This window comes from Streptomyces sodiiphilus, assembly GCF_039529215.1.
GTDB lineage: Bacteria > Actinomycetota > Actinomycetes > Streptomycetales > Streptomycetaceae > Streptomyces > Streptomyces sodiiphilus.
In genome coordinates this window covers 9,133-26,876 of record NZ_BAAAMJ010000033.1, presented here as the reverse complement: position 1 = coordinate 26,876, position 17,744 = coordinate 9,133, and the positions used below count along the sequence as shown (strand labels likewise).

The following is a 17,744-nucleotide window of genomic DNA, read 5'->3' as shown; positions in this document are numbered from 1 at the left end:
GGCCGGGGCCGGTACAGCCCTGGGCGAGGACGGCCGGGCCCGCGCACTGGCCTGCTGCCGGAGGGCGGCCCGGCCCCCGCCGGGCGTGGTGTCGCGCCCCGGGCGGNCGGGCGGCGCCGCCCGCCCGGGGCGCCGGGGCAGGGTTTCGGTCAGCCGTTCCGGTCAGTTGCCTCCAGGGGCCTGATCAGCGCGAACGGCGCGCCTTCCGGGTCGCTGACCTGGGCCACCCGCCCGAAGGGTGTGTCCTGCGGCGGGTGCCGCAGCGCGCCGCCCAGTTCCGTGACCCGCTGTGCCGACGCGTCCACGTCCGTGACCGAGAAATAGGTGAGCCAGTAAGGCCCCCGGTCGTGCGGCACCGCGTCCCCGACGCCCTCGATCCCCACGATCGGCCGGCCGGCGAGCTGTATGGTCAGGTAGTCCGACTCCGGGGGCAGCGCGGGCTCCGGCTGCCACTCGTAGCCGAAGACCATGGAGTAGAACTTGCCGACGGTGGCCGCGTCCATGGTGACGAGCTCCGCCCACACCGGCGCGCCCGGCGCGTTGCGGAAAGGCACGCCCAGGTGGGTTCCTGCCTGCCAGACGCCGAACACCGCGCCCAGCGGGTCGGCGGCGATCACCAGACGGCCGGACGGTTCCACATCGAGCGGTCCGACGGCGACGGTCCCGCCGCAGTCCCGGATCAGGGTCGCGGTGGCGTCGGCGTCCTCGGTGGCCAGGTAAGGGAGCCACGAGACCAGCCGCTGGCCCATGCCCGACGCCATCTCGCCGAGCCCCGCGACAGGCACGCCGTCCCGCTCCGCCTGGACGTAGGGCCCGAGCCGGCGCTGCGGGCCGGGCTCGTAGCGCCAGTCGAAGAGCGCGGCGTAGAACCGCTGGCTCGCTGTCAGGTCATGGACCATCAGGCTCGCCCAGCAGGGTGTTCCAGGGCCGGGCCGAGTCGCTGCCTCGGTCATCCTCAGTGTCTCCTCGGGGACCATCTGTCACGATGCGCGTTGTCAACCGGGCTGTGCGGGGACAGTGCTGATGCTCGCATCAACCGGTGGTCCCATGCTTCTGACCGCGCCGGTCGTGTCCTTCCGGAGCAGCTCGGCCGGCCCGGGAACGGGCCGCATCTCCCTCCTGCCCTGTTTTCCGTGCAGAACACCACAACGTGTCAGGAGTCACGTGCGGAGCGGAACGGCAGGCAGCGTGAGCGGCCCGGCCGGGAGGGAGAATACGGACATGGATCCGCTGATCTCTCCCGACGAACTCGCCGGCGTCCTCGCCGGGCGGGCCCCCGACGAGCACCCCGCCGTCCTCGACGTGCGCTGGGAGCTGGGCGGCCCGCCCGGGCGGGCCGCGTACGACGCCGGCCACGTACCGGGCGCCGTGTACATCGACCTGGACCGCGAACTGGCCGGGCCGCCTGGCCCGAGGGGCCGGCATCCGCTGCCGGACACCGACGTGTTCGGCGCCGCGATGCGGCGGGCCGGGGTGTCGGCCGGGCGTCCGGTGGTGGCCTGCGACGGCGGCCAGGGGTGGGCCGCCGCCCGCCTGTGGTGGCTGCTGCGCTGGGCCGGGCATCCGCGGGTCCGCGTCCTGGACGGGGGAGTGGCGGCCTGGCCCGGGGAACTGAGCACGTCGTCCCCCCGGCCCGCCGAGGGCGACTTCGTGCCGCGGCCGGGCGCGGTCCCGGTGCTGGACGCGGCGTCGGCGGCCGGGCTCGCCCGCACCGGAGTGCTGCTGGACGCCCGGGCGGCGGAGCGCTACCGGGGAGAGGTGGAGCCGGTCGACCCGGTGGCGGGCCACATCCCCGGCGCCGTCTCGGCACCGGTCACCGGCAACATCGGGCCGGACGGCAGACTGCGGCCGCCCGGTGAGCTCGCGAAGCGTTTCGCGGCCCTCGGCGCGGTGCCCGGCACCGAGGTGGGCGTGTACTGCGGCTCCGGTGTCTCGGCGGCCCACGAGGTGCTGGCACTGGCCGTGGCGGGCGTGGACGCGGCGCTGTATCCCGGTTCGTGGAGCGAGTGGTGCGCGGACGAACGCCGCCCGGTGGCGACCGGAGCGGACCCCGGCTGATGCCGCCCGGGCCGCGGGCCGGGAGTGCCGATCCGCGGCCCGGGCGCGTGGTGGGGCGTCAGTCCTGTTTCTTGCGGCGGGTACCGAAGACGATCTCGTCCCAGCTCGGCACCGCGGCCCGGCGGCCCGGCCGTACTCCGTCGGCCTCCGCCTGACGGTCCGTCGTACCGGTCAGCCGCTCGCGGTGGCCGCCCACCGAACGCGGCATCAGGACGTCGGCGTAGGCGGCCCCGGCACTGGCGGCCGGTGCCGCCGGCTCGGCCGGCTCGGCGGCGCTCTCCCGCTCGCTCTCCTCGCTGCCGCCGACCGCCGCGGCCGGCGCCTCCGGGATCACCAGGTCACCGCGGAAGCTCGGAACCGCCTCCAGCAGGCTGGTCAGAGAATCCGGCTCGCTGTCCTCCACACCGAGCAGACCGCCGGCCGCCTCCTCGCGCTCACTCTCCCGGGGAAGCCGGGCGATCCTGGGCACGAACGGTGTGCTGGGCTCGGGTGTGTCGTCGTTCTCGCCGAGCAGCTCCCGGGCCTCGTCGTCCACGGCCTGGACCAGCCGCCGCGGCGGGTCGAACATCCAGCTGGCCGAGTGCGTCTCGCCCGCGACCCGGTAGACCAGCAGGACCTCCCAGGTGCCGTCGTCCCGCCGCCAGGAGTCCCAGCGCACGGTGTCGCGGTCGGCACCCCGGGCGATCAGACGCTCGGTCACCGCGTCCCCCAGTTGCGGACCGGCGGTCTCCCCGGGGCGCCGCACGGGCGTCTTGCGGGCGCGCTCGGCCATGAAGGCACGCTCGGCCAGCACCGGGCCCTCGAAGCGGCGCACGCGGTCCACCGGGATGCCGGCGAACTGGGCGACCTCCTCCGCGGTCGCTCCGGACCGTATGCGCGCCTGGATGTCACGGGGCCGCAGGTGGTTCTCCACCTCGATCTCGATCTGGCCGAGACGGGCTCGGTCGTTGCGCACCGCTGCCCGCAGCCGCTCGTCGATCGGAAGTGTGTATTCCGTGCTGTCGGCAGCCTTGAGCACCAGACGTGTGCCGTCGTTACTGACGGCCACGACACGCAGTTCGGGCACGTGGACCTCCCGGGTGGTGCCTGCCGACGTCGGTACGTCGCTGCTCCCGCTGACGAGTGTGGCCTGCCCGGGTGCAGCCTGCCACAACCCCCTGCCGGGCTGACCGGCGTGTCGGGCCGGGGCCCTGGTCCACCGTTGTGGCACGGTAACCACTTTGCCACCTGTGGTAACCGGGCTGAGGGTGGTGCCGTGCAGTCCGGACGGGGGCCGAAGCCAGGAATCGCCACACTACTCCATCGGGACCCCGCGGCGCCGGGAAGCGCGCTGGTGAACCTGTCCGGGAGCAAGGGAGTTGGCCGGATGTGAGATGAGTGGCTTGACCTGAGCGGGGGCGGCAAGTGGCCCAGAAGGGCTGAAAACGGATCAATTGCCCGGCGGTGCGCGCAGCTAATCCGAGCGGAAGGCAAAGAGCGCGCAAGCTCGGGCAAACGGAGGAAAAGAAGGTAAAGACCGGGTAGAGAACCCGAACGGGTGCGGACCGCCTCCCGCGCACCGGCCGGGCCGTCCGTTCCGCCCGGGACCGGTGGTGGGAAGATGCAGCCATGGCGCACCCCCCAGACCCCACCCCCTATGACGCCCTGCTCCTGCTGTCCTTCGGCGGCCCGGAGGGACCCGACGACGTGGTGCCGTTCCTGGAGAACGTGACCCGCGGCCGGGGCATCCCCCGGGAACGGCTCGAAGAGGTGGGCTCGCACTACTTCCGGTTCGGCGGCGTCAGCCCGATCAACGAGCAGAACCGGCACCTGCTCGCCGCACTCCGTGAGGACCTCGCGGACAACGGCGTGGACCTTCCCGTCTACTGGGGCAACCGCAACTGGGCCCCCTACGTCACCGACACGTTCCGGGAGATGGTGAACGACGGCCGCCGCAGGATCCTGACCGTCACCACCAGTGCCTACTCCTCCTACTCCGGCTGCCGGCAGTACCGGGAGGACCTGGCCGAGGCCCTCGCCGCGCTGGAGAAGGAGGAACTCCCGCTGCCGCGCGTGGACAAGCTGCGCGTCTACTACAACCACCCCGGCTTCCTGCAGACCATGACGGAAGGTGTCCTCGACGCCCTCGACCGGTTGCCCGCGGAGGTCCGGGCCGGCGCGCACCTGGCGTTCTGCACCCACTCCATCCCGCTGACCGCCGCCGACGCCTCCGGCCCGCCCGGACAGCACGGGGACGGCGGGGCCTATGTCGCCCAGCACCTGGACGCCGCCGGCTACATCGCCGGAGCGGTGGCCGCGGCCACCGGGACCGAACGTCCCTGGGAGCTCGTCTACCAGTCGCGCAGCGGCGCCCCGCACATCCCGTGGCTGGAGCCCGACATCTGCGACCACCTCCGGGCGCTGCACGAGCGGGGAGCCCCGGCCGTCGTCATGATCCCGATCGGTTTCGTCTCCGATCACATGGAGGTCCTCTACGACCTCGACACCGAGGCACTCGCCGTGGCCGGGGAACTGGGCCTGCCCGCGACCCGGTCCGCGACGGTGGGATCGGATCCGCGGTTCGTGGCCGCGCTGCGTGACCTCGTGCTGGAGCGGGCCGCCACCGAGCGCGGCGAGGGGCCGCGGCACTGCGCGGTCGGCACGCGGGGCGCCAGTCATGACGTGTGCCCCGCCGGATGCTGTGCCGGCCGGATCCCCAAGCCCGCCGCGGCGGGCGCCGACAGCCCCTACGCGACCCAGGAGTGACCGTGCCCGACACTCTCGACGCGGAACTGCTCGCGCTGGCCGCCGAGGCCGCCCGCCGCGCCGGCCGGCTGCTGCGGGACGGACGTCCCTCGGACCTCGCGGTCGCCGCGACCAAGTCCAGCCCGGTCGACGTGGTGACCGAGATGGACCTTGCCGCCGAGAAGATGATCACCGAGTTCCTGTCCGCCCGGCGCCCGGAGGACGGCATCCTGGGGGAGGAGGGCGGTACCACCGACGGCACCAGCGGGGTCCGCTGGGTCATCGACCCGCTGGACGGGACCGTCAACTACCTCTACGACCTGCCCCAGTGGGCCGTGTCCATCGCCGCGGAGGTGGACGGCGAGCGGGCCGCGGCGGTCGTCGAGATCCCGATGCGCGCGGAGACCTTCCATGCCACCCGGGGCGGCGGGGCCTTCGTCACCCAGGGGGACGGGCCCGCGCGGCCGGTCCGCTGCCGCCCCTCGCCCCCGCTGGAGCAGGCCCTGATCGGGACCGGGTTCAACTACGTGGCCACCGTCCGCACCGCGCAGGCCGCCCTGGCCCAGCGGCTGATCCCCCGGCTCCGCGACATCCGGCGTACCGGCTCGGCCGCCGTGGACCTGTGCGATGTCGCCGCGGGGCGGCTGGACGGGTTCTACGAGCGTGGCCTGGCGCCCTGGGACCTGGCGGCGGGTGACCTGATCGTCCGGGAGGCCGGCGGGCGCACCGGCGGACGGCCCGGCAGCGAGCCGGACGGGGACCTGACCGTCGCGGCGAGCCCCGGGGTGTTCGAGGTGCTCCAGCCGCTCCTGGACGATCTGGGAGCCTGGCACGACTGAGCGACGGGCCCGGGCATGACAGTGCCCCCGGAGGAAGCTCCGGGGGCACGGGAACGGTCGTCGGTCAGGCGGCGCACGATTCGACGTGCACGCCGTGCTCGGCGGCCAGCCGGCGCAGGTCCTCCAGCTCGGCCTGCTCGACGTCGGCCCCGAACACGTCGCCGGCCTCGCGAGCGCGGTGCAGTTCGGACTCGGTGATCTTTATACGCTGCAGGATGCCAGCGGTGAACGCGTCCACGATGCGCCCCCTCGTTCTCGGGTCGGCGGCACAGGGTTGTGCCGGAGTGGGTGCGATCAGGCCGTGCCTGTGCTCCTGGGCGGTCGGCAGCGGCTCGGGGCTTGCCGCCCTCAGGAGATGATCGCGGGGTGTGCAGGGGTCTTCCCCGTACTTCGCGGACCGGAAACATTTCGTTCCGGAAAAATCTCCGCGGTCCGCCCGCGGGCGGACCGGCCGAGGGGCCCGGCGGCCCTTACCCCCGGCTTACCGCGGCACCGGGCAGGATGGAAGGGGGCCGCACTGCCCGCGGCCGGGACGGAAGGATCACACTCGTGCGTGTACTCGTCGTCGAGGACGAGCGGCTGCTCGCCGACGCGGTGGCCACCGGGCTCCGCCGGGAGGCCATGGCGGTGGACGTGGTCTACGACGGCGCTGCCGCCCAGGAGCGCATCGGCGTCCACGACTACGACGTCGTCGTCCTCGACCGCGACCTTCCGAGGGTCCACGGGGACGACGTCTGCCGTCACATCGTCGGACTGGGGCTGCCCACCCGGGTCCTCATGCTGACCGCCTCCGGAGACGTCAGCGACCGGGTGGCCGGGCTGGAGCTGGGCGCCGACGACTACCTCCCCAAGCCCTTCGCCTTCTCCGAGCTGATCGCCCGGGTCCGGGCCCTGGGACGCCGGGCCACGGTGCCGCTGCCGCCCGTGCTGGAGCAGGCCGGCATCCGGCTCGACCCCAACCGGCGCGAGGTCTTCCGGGAAGGCAGGGAGATCCATCTGACACCCAAGGAGTTCGCCGTCCTGGAGGTGCTGATGCGCAGCGAGGGCGCGGTGGTCTCGGCCGAGCAGCTGCTGGAGAAGGCCTGGGACGAGAACATGGATCCGTTCACCAACGTGGTGCGCGTCACCGTGATGACTCTGCGGCGCAAGCTCGGCGAACCACCGGTGATCACCACGGTACCCGGCGCCGGCTACCGGATCTGAAGCCGTGGCCACCGCACCGCCGCCCCCGCCCAGGCCCCAGGGGGCACCCCCCGGGCCCCCGGCCCCGCCCAAGCCCGACTGGGATCCGCACGAGGCCGAACCGCTGCACCCCTGGCTGCGCCCGACCATCCGGATACGGCTCACCCTGCTGTACGGAGGGATGTTCCTCATCGCGGGTGTCGTCCTGCTGTCGATCATCTACCTGCTGGCCGCGCAGGTGGTGCATTCCGCGAACGCCATGCCGTTCCGGTTCGCCAGCCCGGCCAACCTGGAGATCACCTCCGACGTCTGCCCCACCCTCGTCGGAGAGGTGGGCAACGAGGAGTTCCGGGAGTGGCTCAACGCCTGCGCCGAGACGCAGCGGGCGGCCGCGCTGGACCAGCTGCTCAGGCGCTCCCTGCTGGCCCTGCTGGGCCTGGCGGTGGCGGCCTTCGCCTTCGGTTACGTGATGGCCGGGCGGGTTCTGTCGCCGCTGGGCAGGATCACCCGTACGGCCCGCCGGGTGGCCGGCTCCGACCTGCACCGCAGGATCGAGCTGGACGGCCCGGACGACGAGCTGAAGGAGCTCGCGGACACCTTCGACGAGATGCTGGACCGGCTGGACCGCGCCTTCACGGCGCAGCAGCGGTTCGTCGCCAACGCCTCGCACGAGCTGCGCACCCCGCTGGCCATCAACCGGACGCTGCTGGAGGTGCAGCTCTCCGACCCCGGTGCGTCGCCGGAGGTGATCCAGCTGGGCAACACCCTGCTGGCCACCAACGAGCGCAGTGAGCAGCTGGTGGAGGGCCTGCTGCTGCTGGCCCGCAGCGAGAACGAGATCGTCGACCGCAAGCCGGTGGACCTGGCCGAGGTCGCCGGGCGGGCGGTCGAGCAGGCCAGGGGGGAGGCCGAGAGCCGGGGGGTGGAGCTGAGCGGGGAGCGCCTGCCCGCCTGGATTCAGGGCAACGGGGTGCTGCTGGAGCGGGTGGCGCTGAACCTCGTGCAGAACGCCATCCGCTACAACCTGCCGGAAGCCGGCTGGGTCCGGGTGGATACCGAGGCCGCCGCGGGGTACGCGGTCCTGATCGTGGAGAACACGGGCCCGGTCGTGCCCGGCTACGAGATCGACAACATGTTCGAGCCGTTCCGGCGGCTGCGCACCGAGCGCACCGGCAGCGACAAGGGAGTGGGTCTGGGGCTGTCGATCGTCCGCTCCGTCGTCCGCGCCCATGGAGGAACGGTGACGGCCATGCCGAGGGAGGACGGAGGACTCGTGATGCGGGTGTCACTGCCGGTCTGAGATCATGCAGGAGCGGGAAAGCGCCGGAGCCGGATGTGATCAATCGCATACGCCTGCCCCCCAGGGGCTTGCGAAACGCGGCTGTGACCGGCCTTTCGGCCGGTCCCGAACCCGATCGACAGCCTGAATGATCACCTCTTCAGGCGTCCGGATGGGTGTCGATTGAGTAACAGGGCTTGATGTGAGGCAAAATCTCCGCCTCAGGTCGGGCACAAGTCCGGCCTCCCGCGCGTTACCCGCGCTGGAGAGAAACCACAGACACCCAAGAGGGGGAAGAGTCATGGCAACGGATTACGACACACCACGCAAGACCGATGACGATGTCAACGAGGACAGCATCGAGGAGCTCAAGGCCCGGCGGAACGACAAGTCGGCGTCCAATGTCGATGTCGACGAGTTCGAGCAGGCCGAGGGCCTGGAGCTGCCCGGCGCGGACCTTTCCAACGAGGAACTGTCCGTCCGGGTGCTGCCGCGGCAGGCGGACGAGTTCACCTGCATGAGCTGCTTCCTGGTGCACCACCGGTCGCAGCTGGCTGCCGAGAAGAACGGCCAGCCGATCTGCCGCGACTGCGCGGCGTGACCCCCCGCCGCGACGCAGCGGTGACGGGCGGTGCCCCTGCCGGAAGAAGGGGCCACGATGGACGGGCGGGGTTGCGGGGGCCTCGCCCGGACAGCGTTCAGCCGGCCGCCGGGCGAGCCGCCCGGAGCACCGAGACGAGCCGGTCCGGGTGGCGGGTCGACAGATACAGATAAGGCGTCGGATCGGCCGGATCGGTCACCTCCACCCGGACCGCCGTCGGCACGTAGCCGCGCAGCAGCATGAAGGCGCGGGCATCCGCCCGGTGGGTGCGCCACGCCGCGGCCTGCTCCGCGTCCAGCGCGAACGCCTCGCCCAGCGCCTCCAGCGGCAGCCTGGCCTGCCCGGCCACCAGTGAGCCGGCCGTCACCCTGATCCGGACCGAACCGTACGAGTTCAGGGCCACCGCCACCAGGGCGGAACCCGCCGCCACTCCCGCGAGCATCGGCACGATCCCCAGCGGCACCAGTGTCACTCCCAGCAGCGCCACCCCCAGCGCGGCGATCAGCCACCACAGGCGCGGGACGGTCAGGCGTTCGTCGTACGGCTTCATGCCGTCCAGCATGGCAGGCACCCCCACCGGAGGGGTCGCGGCGGTAGGGTCTGTGCATGTGAGTACCGGCCGGATCTCCTTCGAGGTGACTTCGTGAGCCCAACGCCCGTGGACGTCCTGATCCGGCGTACCGATCCCGAGGTCCCGATCCCCTCCCGGGCACACCCGGGCGACGCCGGTGTCGATCTGGTGACCACCCGGGCCGCCGAGCTCGCGCCGGGCGAGCGCGCCGTCCTGCCGACCGGCATCTCCGTGGCCCTGCCCGACGGCTACGCGGCGTTCGTGCACCCGAGGTCCGGCCTGGCCGCGCGCTGCGGCATCTCGATGGTGAACGCCCCGGGCACGGTGGACGCCGGGTACCGTGGGGAGATCAAGGTGATCGTGATCAACCTGGACCCTCGCGAGAGCGTGCGGTTCGAGCGGTTCGACCGTGTCGCCCAGCTGGTCGTCCAGCGGATCGAGACGGTGCGTTTCCACGAGGTCGCGCAACTGCCGGGATCGGCGAGGGCCGAGGGGGGTTTCGGCTCGACGGGCGGCCACGCCGATGAGCACAAGCCGTATGCTGCGATCGGTCCCAGCGGGACCTCCCACCTGAAAGGACAGTGACGTGTTCGGACGTCGTCGCAAGCGGAACGAAGAGCCCGCGGACGGCTCGAAGGCCGCGGAGTCGGTCGAGGCCACCGCGGAGGACGCCCCGGACGAAACCGAGGTGCGCCGGGTCAGGCTGGAGCCGGCCCCCCGGCCGGACGGCCCCTGGGACCTGAGCGAGGTCGGCAAGCCCGGCCAGGGCCGGGTCGACCTCGGCGGCATGTTCGTGCCCGGAGTGCAGGGCATGGAACTGCGCGTGGAGGTCGCCGGCGACTCCATCGTCGCCGCGACCGTCGTGCTGAAGGACAGCGCCATCCAGCTCCAGGCGTTCGCCGCCCCCCGGCGCGAGGGCATCTGGTCCGAGGTCCGCGAGGAGATCGCCGGCGGCATCACGCAGCAGGGCGGCATCATCGACGAGATCGAGGGCCCGCTGGGCTGGGAGCTGCGGGCCCAGGTGCCCGTGCAGCTGCCCGACGGCAAGCGCGGCATGCAGGTCGTCCGGTTCGTCGGGGTGGACGGCCCCCGGTGGTTCCTGCGCGGAGTGATCTCCGGCCAGGGCGCGGTACAGCCGCAGGCGGCCGGCCTGCTGGAGCAGATCTTCCGCGACACCGTGGTGGTGCGCGGGGACCGCCCGATGGCCCCGCGGGACCCGATCGTCCTGAAGCTGCCCGAGGACGCCAAGATGGTGGCCGAGGGAGTCAAGCAGGAGCAGGCACCCGAGGACGCCGCCACCACGTCGCGGTTCGCCGGCGGCCTGGACAAGCTGCGGCGCGGCCCGGAGATCTCCGAGGTCCGCTGATCTCGCCCCTCGCCTCGCCGGCGCCGGAAGCCCGCCCTTGGGGGCGGCGCGCCCGGCCGGCGGGGCGCCCCGCGTGTCGCCGCGGCGGCCACGGGTACTCCGAGCGGCGACCCGGTACCCGGCGCGTCCGCGAGGAGGCCGCCATGAGCGACGACCGCCACCACGACCCCGTTCCGCGTTCTCGTTCCGGCTTCATCGGCCGGCGCTACGAGCGCACCGGGACGGAACCCGTCACGGCGCAGAGCGCGCTGCGTATCCGGCTGCTCCTCTCCGGCATCTTCGCCCCGCTGTTCGTCGCGGGAACGGTGTTCTTCGCGATCGCCTGGGCCAATGCCGAGCCGGGCGACACCTTCGGCCCCGACGGGCTGCGGGTGGCCACCGTCATCTGTGCCGTCTTCGCGGTCTTCGCCCTGCTGGACCTGGCCGTCGTGCTCCGACGGCGGGGCAGGGAGCGCGGGTCTCCGCCCCGGTGACCGTGGCCAGGGCCGGGCACTCGGCACCCGCGGAGGCAGCCGCTAGGCTGAAGACATGACTGGAAGTGACCGTTCCGGGAAGCGGGGCGGCCGGCTGTGGCGGCTCCTGGGACGGAACGGGACCGCCGGGGACATCGAGCCCGGGGAAGCGGCGGTTGAGGACGAGGCCGCCGAGTGCACGCCGATATGCGACTGCGCCGACGGTCCCGAGGGACGCCCCATGGTCTTCGTCAGCGGTACGCTGCGTACTGTCAGTGAACGCACCGTCGCCGGGCTGCCCGCGCTGGAGGCCGAACTCGACGACGGGACGGCCGTGCTCGACGTCATCTGGCTGGGCCGGCACACCATCGCCGGCATCGAGCCGGGCCGGCGGCTGACGGCCTCCGGGCGCATCACCGTCTCGCGCGGCAGGCCGGTGCTGTTCAATCCCAGATACGAGTTGCGACCACTCGGAACGGAGTAGCGGGTGACCTCACCTGAAGAGCAGACCCCATCCCCGGAGCAGAGCCTGCCGGCCGACGAGGACGTGACGAAGGAAGCGTTCTTCGAGGCGTTCGGCGGCGTGCGCGGAATGGTGGAGACGACCGTCCCCGGGCTGGTCTTCATCCTCAGCTACACCGTCAACCGCGACGTCCAGATCTCAGCCGTCGCCGCGCTGGGTCTGTCGGCGCTCATGGCCGTCCTGCGGCTGGCCCGCCGGGACACCGTCAAGCACGCCTTCAGCGGCGTCTTCGGCGTGGCCATCGGCGCGGTCTTCGCGATGATGTCCGGCGACGCCCGCAACTTCTACCTGCCGGGCATGGTCTATACCCTGGTCCTCGGGCTGGCGTACGTCGTCACCTCCGCCTTCGGCTTCCCCCTGCTCGGGCTGATCCTCGGCCCGGTCTTCAAGGAGAACCTCTCCTGGCGCAACCGCAACCCCGGACGCAAGCGGGCCTACGTCAAGGCCAGCTACGTGTGGGGCGCGATCCTGCTGGGCAAGTCGGCCATCACCTTCCCCATCTACTTCTGGGGCGACGCCACCCAGCTCGGCTGGCTGCGCGTCGCCCTGGGCATCCCGCCCTTCCTGCTGGCGGTCTACCTCACCTGGATCATCCTGGTGAAGGCCCCGCCGCCGATCAACGTGATCGCCGAGATGGAGGCCGCCGAGCGGGAGGCCGAGGAACAGCGGGCCGCCGAGCGGAACCGGGCCGAGGCGGACCGGGCCCTGGACGAGCCCGCGGACGAGGAGCTGTCGCGCCTGACCGACCGCCCCGCCGGCCGCACCGACGGCCCCCGGCACGGCTGAGGCGGGACCCCGCCCGAGAGACTTGAAGAGGCCCCCGGAGCCCGCGTGCGAGGCCGCACGCGGGGCCGGGGGCCTTCTGTGCCTCTCTTGACCTCTACTCCCGCTGCCTGCGCCTGCCGCGGCGGTGGGCCGAGAGCAGCTCCTCCAGCCGCTCCTCCTGCGCCGGTGCCGCGACGAACAGCAACTCGTCGCCGGCGGCCAGGGCGTCGTCCGGGTCCGGGATGAGCACCTTGGTACCCCGGATGATGGTGACCAGCGCGGTGTCCTGGGGCCAGGCGACCTCCCCGACCCGGGTGCCCACCAGCGTCGCCTCGTCCGGCAGGGTCATCTCGACGAGGTTCGCCTCGCCGTGGCTGAAGCGCAGCAGCCGGACCAGGTCGCCGACGCTCACCGCCTCCTCCACCAGCGCCGACATCAGCCGCGGCGTGGACACGGCGACATCCACTCCCCACGCCTCGTTGAACAGCCACTCGTTCTTGGGGTGGTTGACCCGCGCCACCACCCGCGGCACGCCGTACTCGGTCTTCGCCAGCAGCGACACCACCAGGTTCACCTTGTCGTCGCCGCTGGCCGCGATCACCACCTGGCAGCGCTCCAGCGCGGCCTCGTCCAGCGAGGTGATCTCGCAGGCGTCCGCCAGCAGCCACTCGGCCTCCGGGACCCGGGCCACCGAGACGGCCTCCGGCGACTTGTCGATCAGCAGCACCTCGTGCCCGTTCTCCAGCAGCTCGCTGGCGATCGAACGGCCCACGGCGCCGGCTCCGGCGATCACGACTCTCATCGCAGCTGCGTCCCTCTGCTGGTTCGTCCGCTCACGCGGCGTGCTTCCTCGGTTCCACGGCCGGGCCCTCCGCACCGGGACGGCCCCGGAGCCGCCGCCGGCCGGCTCACTCTTCCTCCGGGCCCAGCATGCAGGCGGCTTCCACTTCGGCCTCCTGGTCGCTGTGCATCATCACATGCACCAGATCACCCTCCTGGAGCACGGTTCTGGAGGTGGGCAGCATCGCCTCGCCCAGCCGGGTGAGGAAGGCGACCCGCACGCCCGTGCGCTCCTGGAACCTGCTCACCCGGTGTCCCACCCAGGCGGGGCTGACGTGCACCTCCGAGAGCTGCACACCGCCGCTCGGATCCCGCCACAGCGGCTCCGCGCCGGCCGGCAGCAGCCGTCTCAGCATCTGGTCCGCCGTCCACCGCACCGTGGCCACGGTGGGAATGCCGAGGCGCTCGTACACCTCCGCCCGGCGCGGATCGTAGATGCGGGCGGTGACGTTCTCCACGCCGAACACCTCACGGGCCACCCGGGCCGCGATGATGTTGGAGTTGTCGCCGCTGCTGACCGCGGCGAAGGCACCGGCCTCGGCCAGACCCGCCTCCTCCAGGGTGTCCCGGTCGAATCCGCGGCCGGTCACCCGCCGGCCGCCGAACCGGGAGCCGAGCCGGCGGAAGGCCGTCGGATCCTGGTCGATGACCGCGATGGAGTGGCCGCGCTCCTCCAGGGTCTGGGCCAGAGCCGCGCCAACCCGGCCGCAGCCCATGATCACGATGTGCACGCGAGTCCTTTCCGGTCACTCTCCGAGCGATTACAGGATGGCAGAACGCCGACAAGGTCTCATCGGGAGGCCGGGCGAGCGGGCACTAGACTGGTCGGCTGTTGCCCTCTCGCGCCTTCCCGGCGCGCGTACCCACGCCGGGGGCACTGCCGTCCCCCTCTTCCGCGGACGCCTTTCCGGTACCCACCCGGAACCCGCCGCACCCCGCACGACCCGACCCCTGGAGTCCGCCCGTCATGCCAGCACAGCCCGAAACGGCCGCCCCCTCGCTGATCGGCGCGGAGTACGAGGTGGAGATCGGCCCGGTGGCGCACGGCGGGCACTGCGTCGCCCGCACACCAGGCGGCCAGGTCCTCTTCGTCCGGCACACGCTCCCCGGCGAGCGGGTCGTCGCCCGCGTCACCGACGGCCGGGAGGACTCCCGCTTCCTGCGGGCCGACGCCGTGCGGGTCCTGGAGGCGTCCAAGGACCGCGTGCCGGCCCCTTGCCCCTTCTCCGGCCCCGGCAGGTGCGGCGGCTGTGACTGGCAGCACGTCAAGCCCGGCGCCCAGCGGCGGCTCAAGGCCGACGTGCTGGCCGAGCAGCTCAGCAGGCTGGCCGGAATGACGGCCGAGGACGCGCGCTGGGACGGCACCGTCGAACCGGTGCCCGGCGACAAGGTCCCGGCCGGGGAGGTGCCCGCCTGGCGCACCCGCGTCCAGTACGCCGTGGACGACTCCGGCCGCGCCGGGCTGCGTCGCCACCGCTCGCACGAGGTCGAACCGGTCGATCACTGCCTGATCGCCTCCCGGGGCGTCTCCGAGCTCGGCATCGAACGTCACGAGTGGCCCGGCATCGCCACCGTGGAGGCGATCGCCGCGAGCGGCTCCAGCGACCGCCAGGTGCTGCTCACCCCCCGGCCCGGAGGCCGGCTCCCGCTCGTGGAGCTGGACCGGCCGGTGTCCCTGCTGCGGGTCGACGAGAAGGACGAGAGCGTGCACCGGGTGCACGGCCGCCCGTTCGTCCGCGAACGAGCCGACGGCCGCACCTGGCGGGTCAGCGGCGGCGGCTTCTGGCAGGTCCACGAGCGCGGCGCCGAGCTGCTGGTCGACGCGGTGATGCGCGGCCTGCTCCCGCGCAAGGGCGAGACGGCCCTGGACCTCTACTGCGGGGTCGGCCTGTTCGCCGGGGCCCTGGCCGACCGGATGGGGGAGGAGGGCGCGGTGCTCGGCATCGAGTCCTCCAAGCGGGCGGTGGCCGACGCCCGGCACAACCTGGCGGACTACCCGCGGGTCCGCGTCGAGCACGGCAAGGTGGACCGGGTGCTGCCGCGCACCGGCATCACCGAGGCCGACCTGATCGTCCTGGACCCGCCGCGCGCCGGGGCCGGCAAGCAGGTCGTGGGGCAGCTCGCCGCCCTCGGCGCCCGCCGCATCGCCTACGTCGCCTGCGACCCGGCGGCCCTCGCCCGCGACCTGGCCCACTTCCGTGACGCCGGCTACGTCCCCCGCTTCCTGCGCGCCTTCGACCTGTTCCCCATGACCCACCACCTGGAGTGCGTCGCCATCCTCGAACCGGCGGAGAAGACGACCTGACCTGCGGATCTGTGGTTCGGGTGGATTGCTCGACCTGTTCCCCTCCGGGTAGTGGGCCGAGCGCGGAGGCGCCCCTCACAGGCTTCCTGATCTGCGACTTCGCGAGGAAGACGCTTGCACCATCGATGTCCTCAGGGTGTCGTTCGGAGTTCTTGACGCTCGGCTGGCGCTCGAAGCGGGAGGCCTGGGCGTCCCGCTGCACCTTGTCGGCGCCGCGGGACGCCGACCCGGGCCCGGCGCGTCGGAGCTGAGAGCGCAACCCGTCCAAGCCACGGAACGTGGTGCCGAGGTCCGAGTCTTGAGTGGCCGCCGGTATCACCTCGCCACCTGGATACCAGCCAGGTAATGATTGCTGTATGGCGATGACGTCCTGGCCGAACTCATGGACAGCGAGGCGGAGATCCTGGACTACCTGAAGTGACCGAAGTACGCCACCTCCAGATCGACGTGGCTATCGCCCGCACGGTCAACCGAGCACAGCGTGCGTGACATGGGGCTTCTGGTGTCAGCCATCGAACGGCCCCGGACCAACGTGTTCGGGGCCGAGCTGTATCCCACGCTGTACGAGAAGGCGGCGGCACTGCTGCACTCCGTGGCCCGCAATCACGCGCTGATCGATGGAAACAAGCGCACTGCCTGGCTCGCCATGCGCGTCTTCCTGCGGCTCAACGGCATCAGTGCCAGTACCGCCCCGCCGCCCGCCTCCATCGCCGGCCCGTTCGTCGAGGAAGTTGCGCAGGACAACATCGATGTACCGGCCATTGCCAAGCGCCTGTCGGCCTGGTTCCCCGTTTCCTGACGGTCGTTCGACGCTCCGGGTGCGTGCACGCGGGCTGATGGGCCAAGAGAAGGAAACTCTGACCTGGCCTTTTTCGAGGCCCGCCCGGACGTCGCCTTCCCGGTGACCCACCGCCGTCGGGGCCGTCGGCGCGGAAGGCGCCCACCCGCTGGTGGACGGCGAGGTGCGCACCAGCGACGGCTCCTTCGCGGTCAGCGGTGGGTGAGGAGCAGGCGCCACGCCTCGCGGCCGCGCTCCAGGTACTCCGTGGTGAAGGCGCCGGGGTGCCGGTCCTCGATCTGGGCCAGCAGGGGCAGCGGGTCGTGCGGCGCCACGAGGACCATGGCCCGTCCCCGGGGTACGGCGGCGAGGGCGCCGAAGACCGTGGCGTGGCGCAGCGCGTGCGGGACGTTCCGCACGTCGAGCTCGGGCGCCGCGGTGTCGTCGGAGCCGCCGCAGCCGCATGTGCCGCCGCAGCCGCCGGACTCGGCCCCGGCGGCGTCGCCGTGGTCGGCCCCCAGGAGGTCGTGCATGCCCGCCAGGAGGTCGGCGAGGGAGATGTCCGGGGCGCCGGCGAGCAGCGGCAGGATCAGGGTGTTCTCCTTCTCCAGGTGCTCTTCGAACAGCACGTGGAGCGCCTGGCCGTCGGCCGCCGCGCGGACGGCGGAACCGGCCTCGCGGAGTCCGTCGACGAGCGCGAGGAGTCTGCGGTGCTCGGCGAGCATGCCGTCGATGAGCAGCCGGGCCGAGGGCAGGTCGCGGGCCACGGGGTAGAGGGTCTCTTCCTCGGCGGCGGCGTGCGGAAGAAGGTCCCGGTCGCAGAATCCGACCAGCTCGGCACGGATTCCGCCGGCCGTTGCCGGGTCGCGCTCCGCCGCTGCGACCAGCGTGGTGACCAGTCCGGCGAGTTCGCCGGCCAGTTGGGTGTGATGCGCTTCGACGGCTTCGACGGCCGCCGCGTCCCGGGGGTCCGATGCGATGGTGAGCGTGCCCATGAGGGTGTCCCTTCCGGCAGTTGCCGGCCCGTTCCGGTCGGTGCGGGCCGATGCCCGCAATATAGTACGGACTCTGCCGTGAAAAATAGTCGGGCCTCTCGTGGTGGATCGCGTCACGTGTCGGCCTGGCGATGCGGCGGTGCTTCGCAGTGGCTGTGCGGCCGGGCGGGTCCCGGGTCGGCGAGGCCGGCGTCGGCCCCGGGTCGCCTGCGGGGCGCGGAATCCGTGAGTGATGGCGTGGAGGGGTGAGCGCCCACTCGATGTGCACCGGCCGCTGATGGCCGGAACGGGCATGGTGGCGAGCCGAGTGCGTCCCTACGATGCACAGTAGTCCGGCTATTCGACCACTGTTCGAAATCCTGGACGCCATGTGTCATGGGCGTGTCATCCCGCATGGCGCGCCGACTCGCTTCCCGGCGGGAGCCGATCCCCGTCAACGAGGCCGGGCAGCGGCTCCCCCCCCCAC

Annotated in this window: 19 protein-coding genes and 1 pseudogene; 13 read left to right on the top strand and 7 right to left on the bottom strand. The window is 72.5% G+C overall.

Translation table 11 applies throughout. The annotated features are described in order from the left end of the window. Positions 1-149: 149 nt before the first annotated feature. Positions 150-953, bottom strand: a complete 804-nt coding sequence (locus tag ABD299_RS17155; RefSeq protein ID WP_344263344.1) for a VOC family protein — start codon at positions 951-953, stop codon at positions 150-152. Positions 954-1,221: 268 nt separating this feature from the next. On the opposite strand from ABD299_RS17155, the gene ABD299_RS17150 reads away from it, so the two are divergent. Beyond that, positions 1,222-2,058: a sulfurtransferase gene (locus tag ABD299_RS17150; protein ID WP_344263342.1), complete on the top strand. Its 837-nt coding sequence runs from the start codon at positions 1,222-1,224 to the stop codon at positions 2,056-2,058. 58 nt (positions 2,059-2,116) lie between these two features. On the opposite strand, the gene sepH is transcribed toward ABD299_RS17150, so the two are convergent. Continuing rightward, positions 2,117-3,124, bottom strand: a complete 1,008-nt coding sequence (gene sepH / locus ABD299_RS17145) for a septation protein SepH (RefSeq protein WP_344263340.1) — start codon at positions 3,122-3,124, stop codon at positions 2,117-2,119. Positions 3,125-3,666: 542 nt separating this feature from the next. On the opposite strand from sepH, the gene ABD299_RS17140 reads away from it, so the two are divergent. Both ABD299_RS17140 and ABD299_RS17135 read left to right on the top strand, forming a co-directional pair. Beyond that, a complete protein-coding gene (locus ABD299_RS17140; protein ID WP_344263338.1) occupies positions 3,667-4,803 on the top strand; it encodes a ferrochelatase in 1,137 nt (378 codons plus the stop codon). A gap of 2 nt (positions 4,804-4,805) precedes the next feature. Further along, positions 4,806-5,621, top strand: a complete 816-nt coding sequence (locus tag ABD299_RS17135) for an inositol monophosphatase family protein (protein WP_344263336.1) — start codon at positions 4,806-4,808, stop codon at positions 5,619-5,621. Between the two features lie 64 nt (positions 5,622-5,685). Here ABD299_RS17135 and ABD299_RS17130 read toward each other — a convergent pair whose 3' ends face one another. Continuing rightward, positions 5,686-5,859, bottom strand: a complete 174-nt coding sequence (locus tag ABD299_RS17130) for a hypothetical protein (RefSeq protein WP_344263334.1) — start codon at positions 5,857-5,859, stop codon at positions 5,686-5,688. Positions 5,860-6,170: 311 nt separating this feature from the next. Between ABD299_RS17130 and ABD299_RS17125 the strand changes: the two genes are divergently transcribed. The 3 genes from ABD299_RS17125 (at position 6,171) to ABD299_RS17115 (ending at position 8,683) form a co-directional block, all read left to right on the top strand. After that, positions 6,171-6,824 carry a response regulator transcription factor gene (locus tag ABD299_RS17125; RefSeq protein ID WP_344263332.1) on the top strand — a complete coding sequence of 218 codons (654 nt, stop codon included), beginning with the start codon at positions 6,171-6,173 and terminating at the stop codon, positions 6,822-6,824. Between the two features lie 4 nt (positions 6,825-6,828). Next, positions 6,829-8,103, top strand: coding sequence for a sensor histidine kinase (locus ABD299_RS17120; protein ID WP_344263330.1), 1,275 nt, complete (start codon positions 6,829-6,831; stop codon positions 8,101-8,103). 280 nt (positions 8,104-8,383) lie between these two features. Continuing rightward, positions 8,384-8,683, top strand: a complete 300-nt coding sequence (locus tag ABD299_RS17115) for a DUF4193 domain-containing protein (RefSeq protein WP_016470291.1) — start codon at positions 8,384-8,386, stop codon at positions 8,681-8,683. Positions 8,684-8,780: 97 nt separating this feature from the next. Here ABD299_RS17115 and ABD299_RS17110 read toward each other — a convergent pair whose 3' ends face one another. After that, positions 8,781-9,245 (bottom strand): DUF3093 domain-containing protein, encoded by a 465-nt coding sequence (locus ABD299_RS17110; RefSeq protein WP_344263322.1) that lies wholly within the window; start codon positions 9,243-9,245, stop codon positions 8,781-8,783. A gap of 81 nt (positions 9,246-9,326) precedes the next feature. Between ABD299_RS17110 and dut the strand changes: the two genes are divergently transcribed. From dut to ABD299_RS17085, 5 genes are all read left to right on the top strand, one after another. Then, complete coding sequence (gene dut, locus ABD299_RS17105) at positions 9,327-9,839, top strand: dUTP diphosphatase (protein ID WP_344263321.1); 513 nt, start codon at positions 9,327-9,329, stop codon at positions 9,837-9,839. Position 9,840: 1 nt separating this feature from the next. Then, positions 9,841-10,620, top strand: a complete 780-nt coding sequence (locus tag ABD299_RS17100; RefSeq protein WP_344263319.1) for a DUF3710 domain-containing protein — start codon at positions 9,841-9,843, stop codon at positions 10,618-10,620. 143 nt (positions 10,621-10,763) lie between these two features. Beyond that, on the top strand, positions 10,764-11,093 hold the full coding sequence (locus tag ABD299_RS17095; RefSeq protein ID WP_344263317.1) for a DUF6343 family protein: 330 nt from the start codon (positions 10,764-10,766) through the stop codon (positions 11,091-11,093). A gap of 55 nt (positions 11,094-11,148) precedes the next feature. Further along, complete coding sequence (locus ABD299_RS17090; RefSeq protein ID WP_344263315.1) at positions 11,149-11,556, top strand: OB-fold nucleic acid binding domain-containing protein; 408 nt, start codon at positions 11,149-11,151, stop codon at positions 11,554-11,556. Positions 11,557-11,559: 3 nt separating this feature from the next. After that, complete coding sequence (locus ABD299_RS17085; protein WP_344263313.1) at positions 11,560-12,381, top strand: DUF3159 domain-containing protein; 822 nt, start codon at positions 11,560-11,562, stop codon at positions 12,379-12,381. Positions 12,382-12,475: 94 nt separating this feature from the next. Here ABD299_RS17085 and ABD299_RS17080 read toward each other — a convergent pair whose 3' ends face one another. After that, on the bottom strand, positions 12,476-13,162 hold the full coding sequence (locus ABD299_RS17080) for a potassium channel family protein (protein WP_344263311.1): 687 nt from the start codon (positions 13,160-13,162) through the stop codon (positions 12,476-12,478). 106 nt (positions 13,163-13,268) lie between these two features. After that, positions 13,269-13,931, bottom strand: coding sequence for a potassium channel family protein (locus ABD299_RS17075; RefSeq protein WP_344263309.1), 663 nt, complete (start codon positions 13,929-13,931; stop codon positions 13,269-13,271). A gap of 236 nt (positions 13,932-14,167) precedes the next feature. Between ABD299_RS17075 and ABD299_RS17070 the strand changes: the two genes are divergently transcribed. Beyond that, positions 14,168-15,505: a class I SAM-dependent RNA methyltransferase gene (locus ABD299_RS17070; protein WP_344263307.1), complete on the top strand. Its 1,338-nt coding sequence runs from the start codon at positions 14,168-14,170 to the stop codon at positions 15,503-15,505. Positions 15,506-15,922: 417 nt separating this feature from the next. Continuing rightward, positions 15,923-16,304 (top strand): annotated as a pseudogene (locus ABD299_RS17065) (type II toxin-antitoxin system death-on-curing family toxin). Positions 16,305-16,495: 191 nt separating this feature from the next. On the opposite strand, the gene ABD299_RS17060 reads toward ABD299_RS17065, so the two are convergent. Beyond that, positions 16,496-17,278 (bottom strand): DUF2249 domain-containing protein, encoded by a 783-nt coding sequence (locus tag ABD299_RS17060; protein ID WP_344263305.1) that lies wholly within the window; start codon positions 17,276-17,278, stop codon positions 16,496-16,498. Positions 17,279-17,744: the final 466 nt, after the last annotated feature.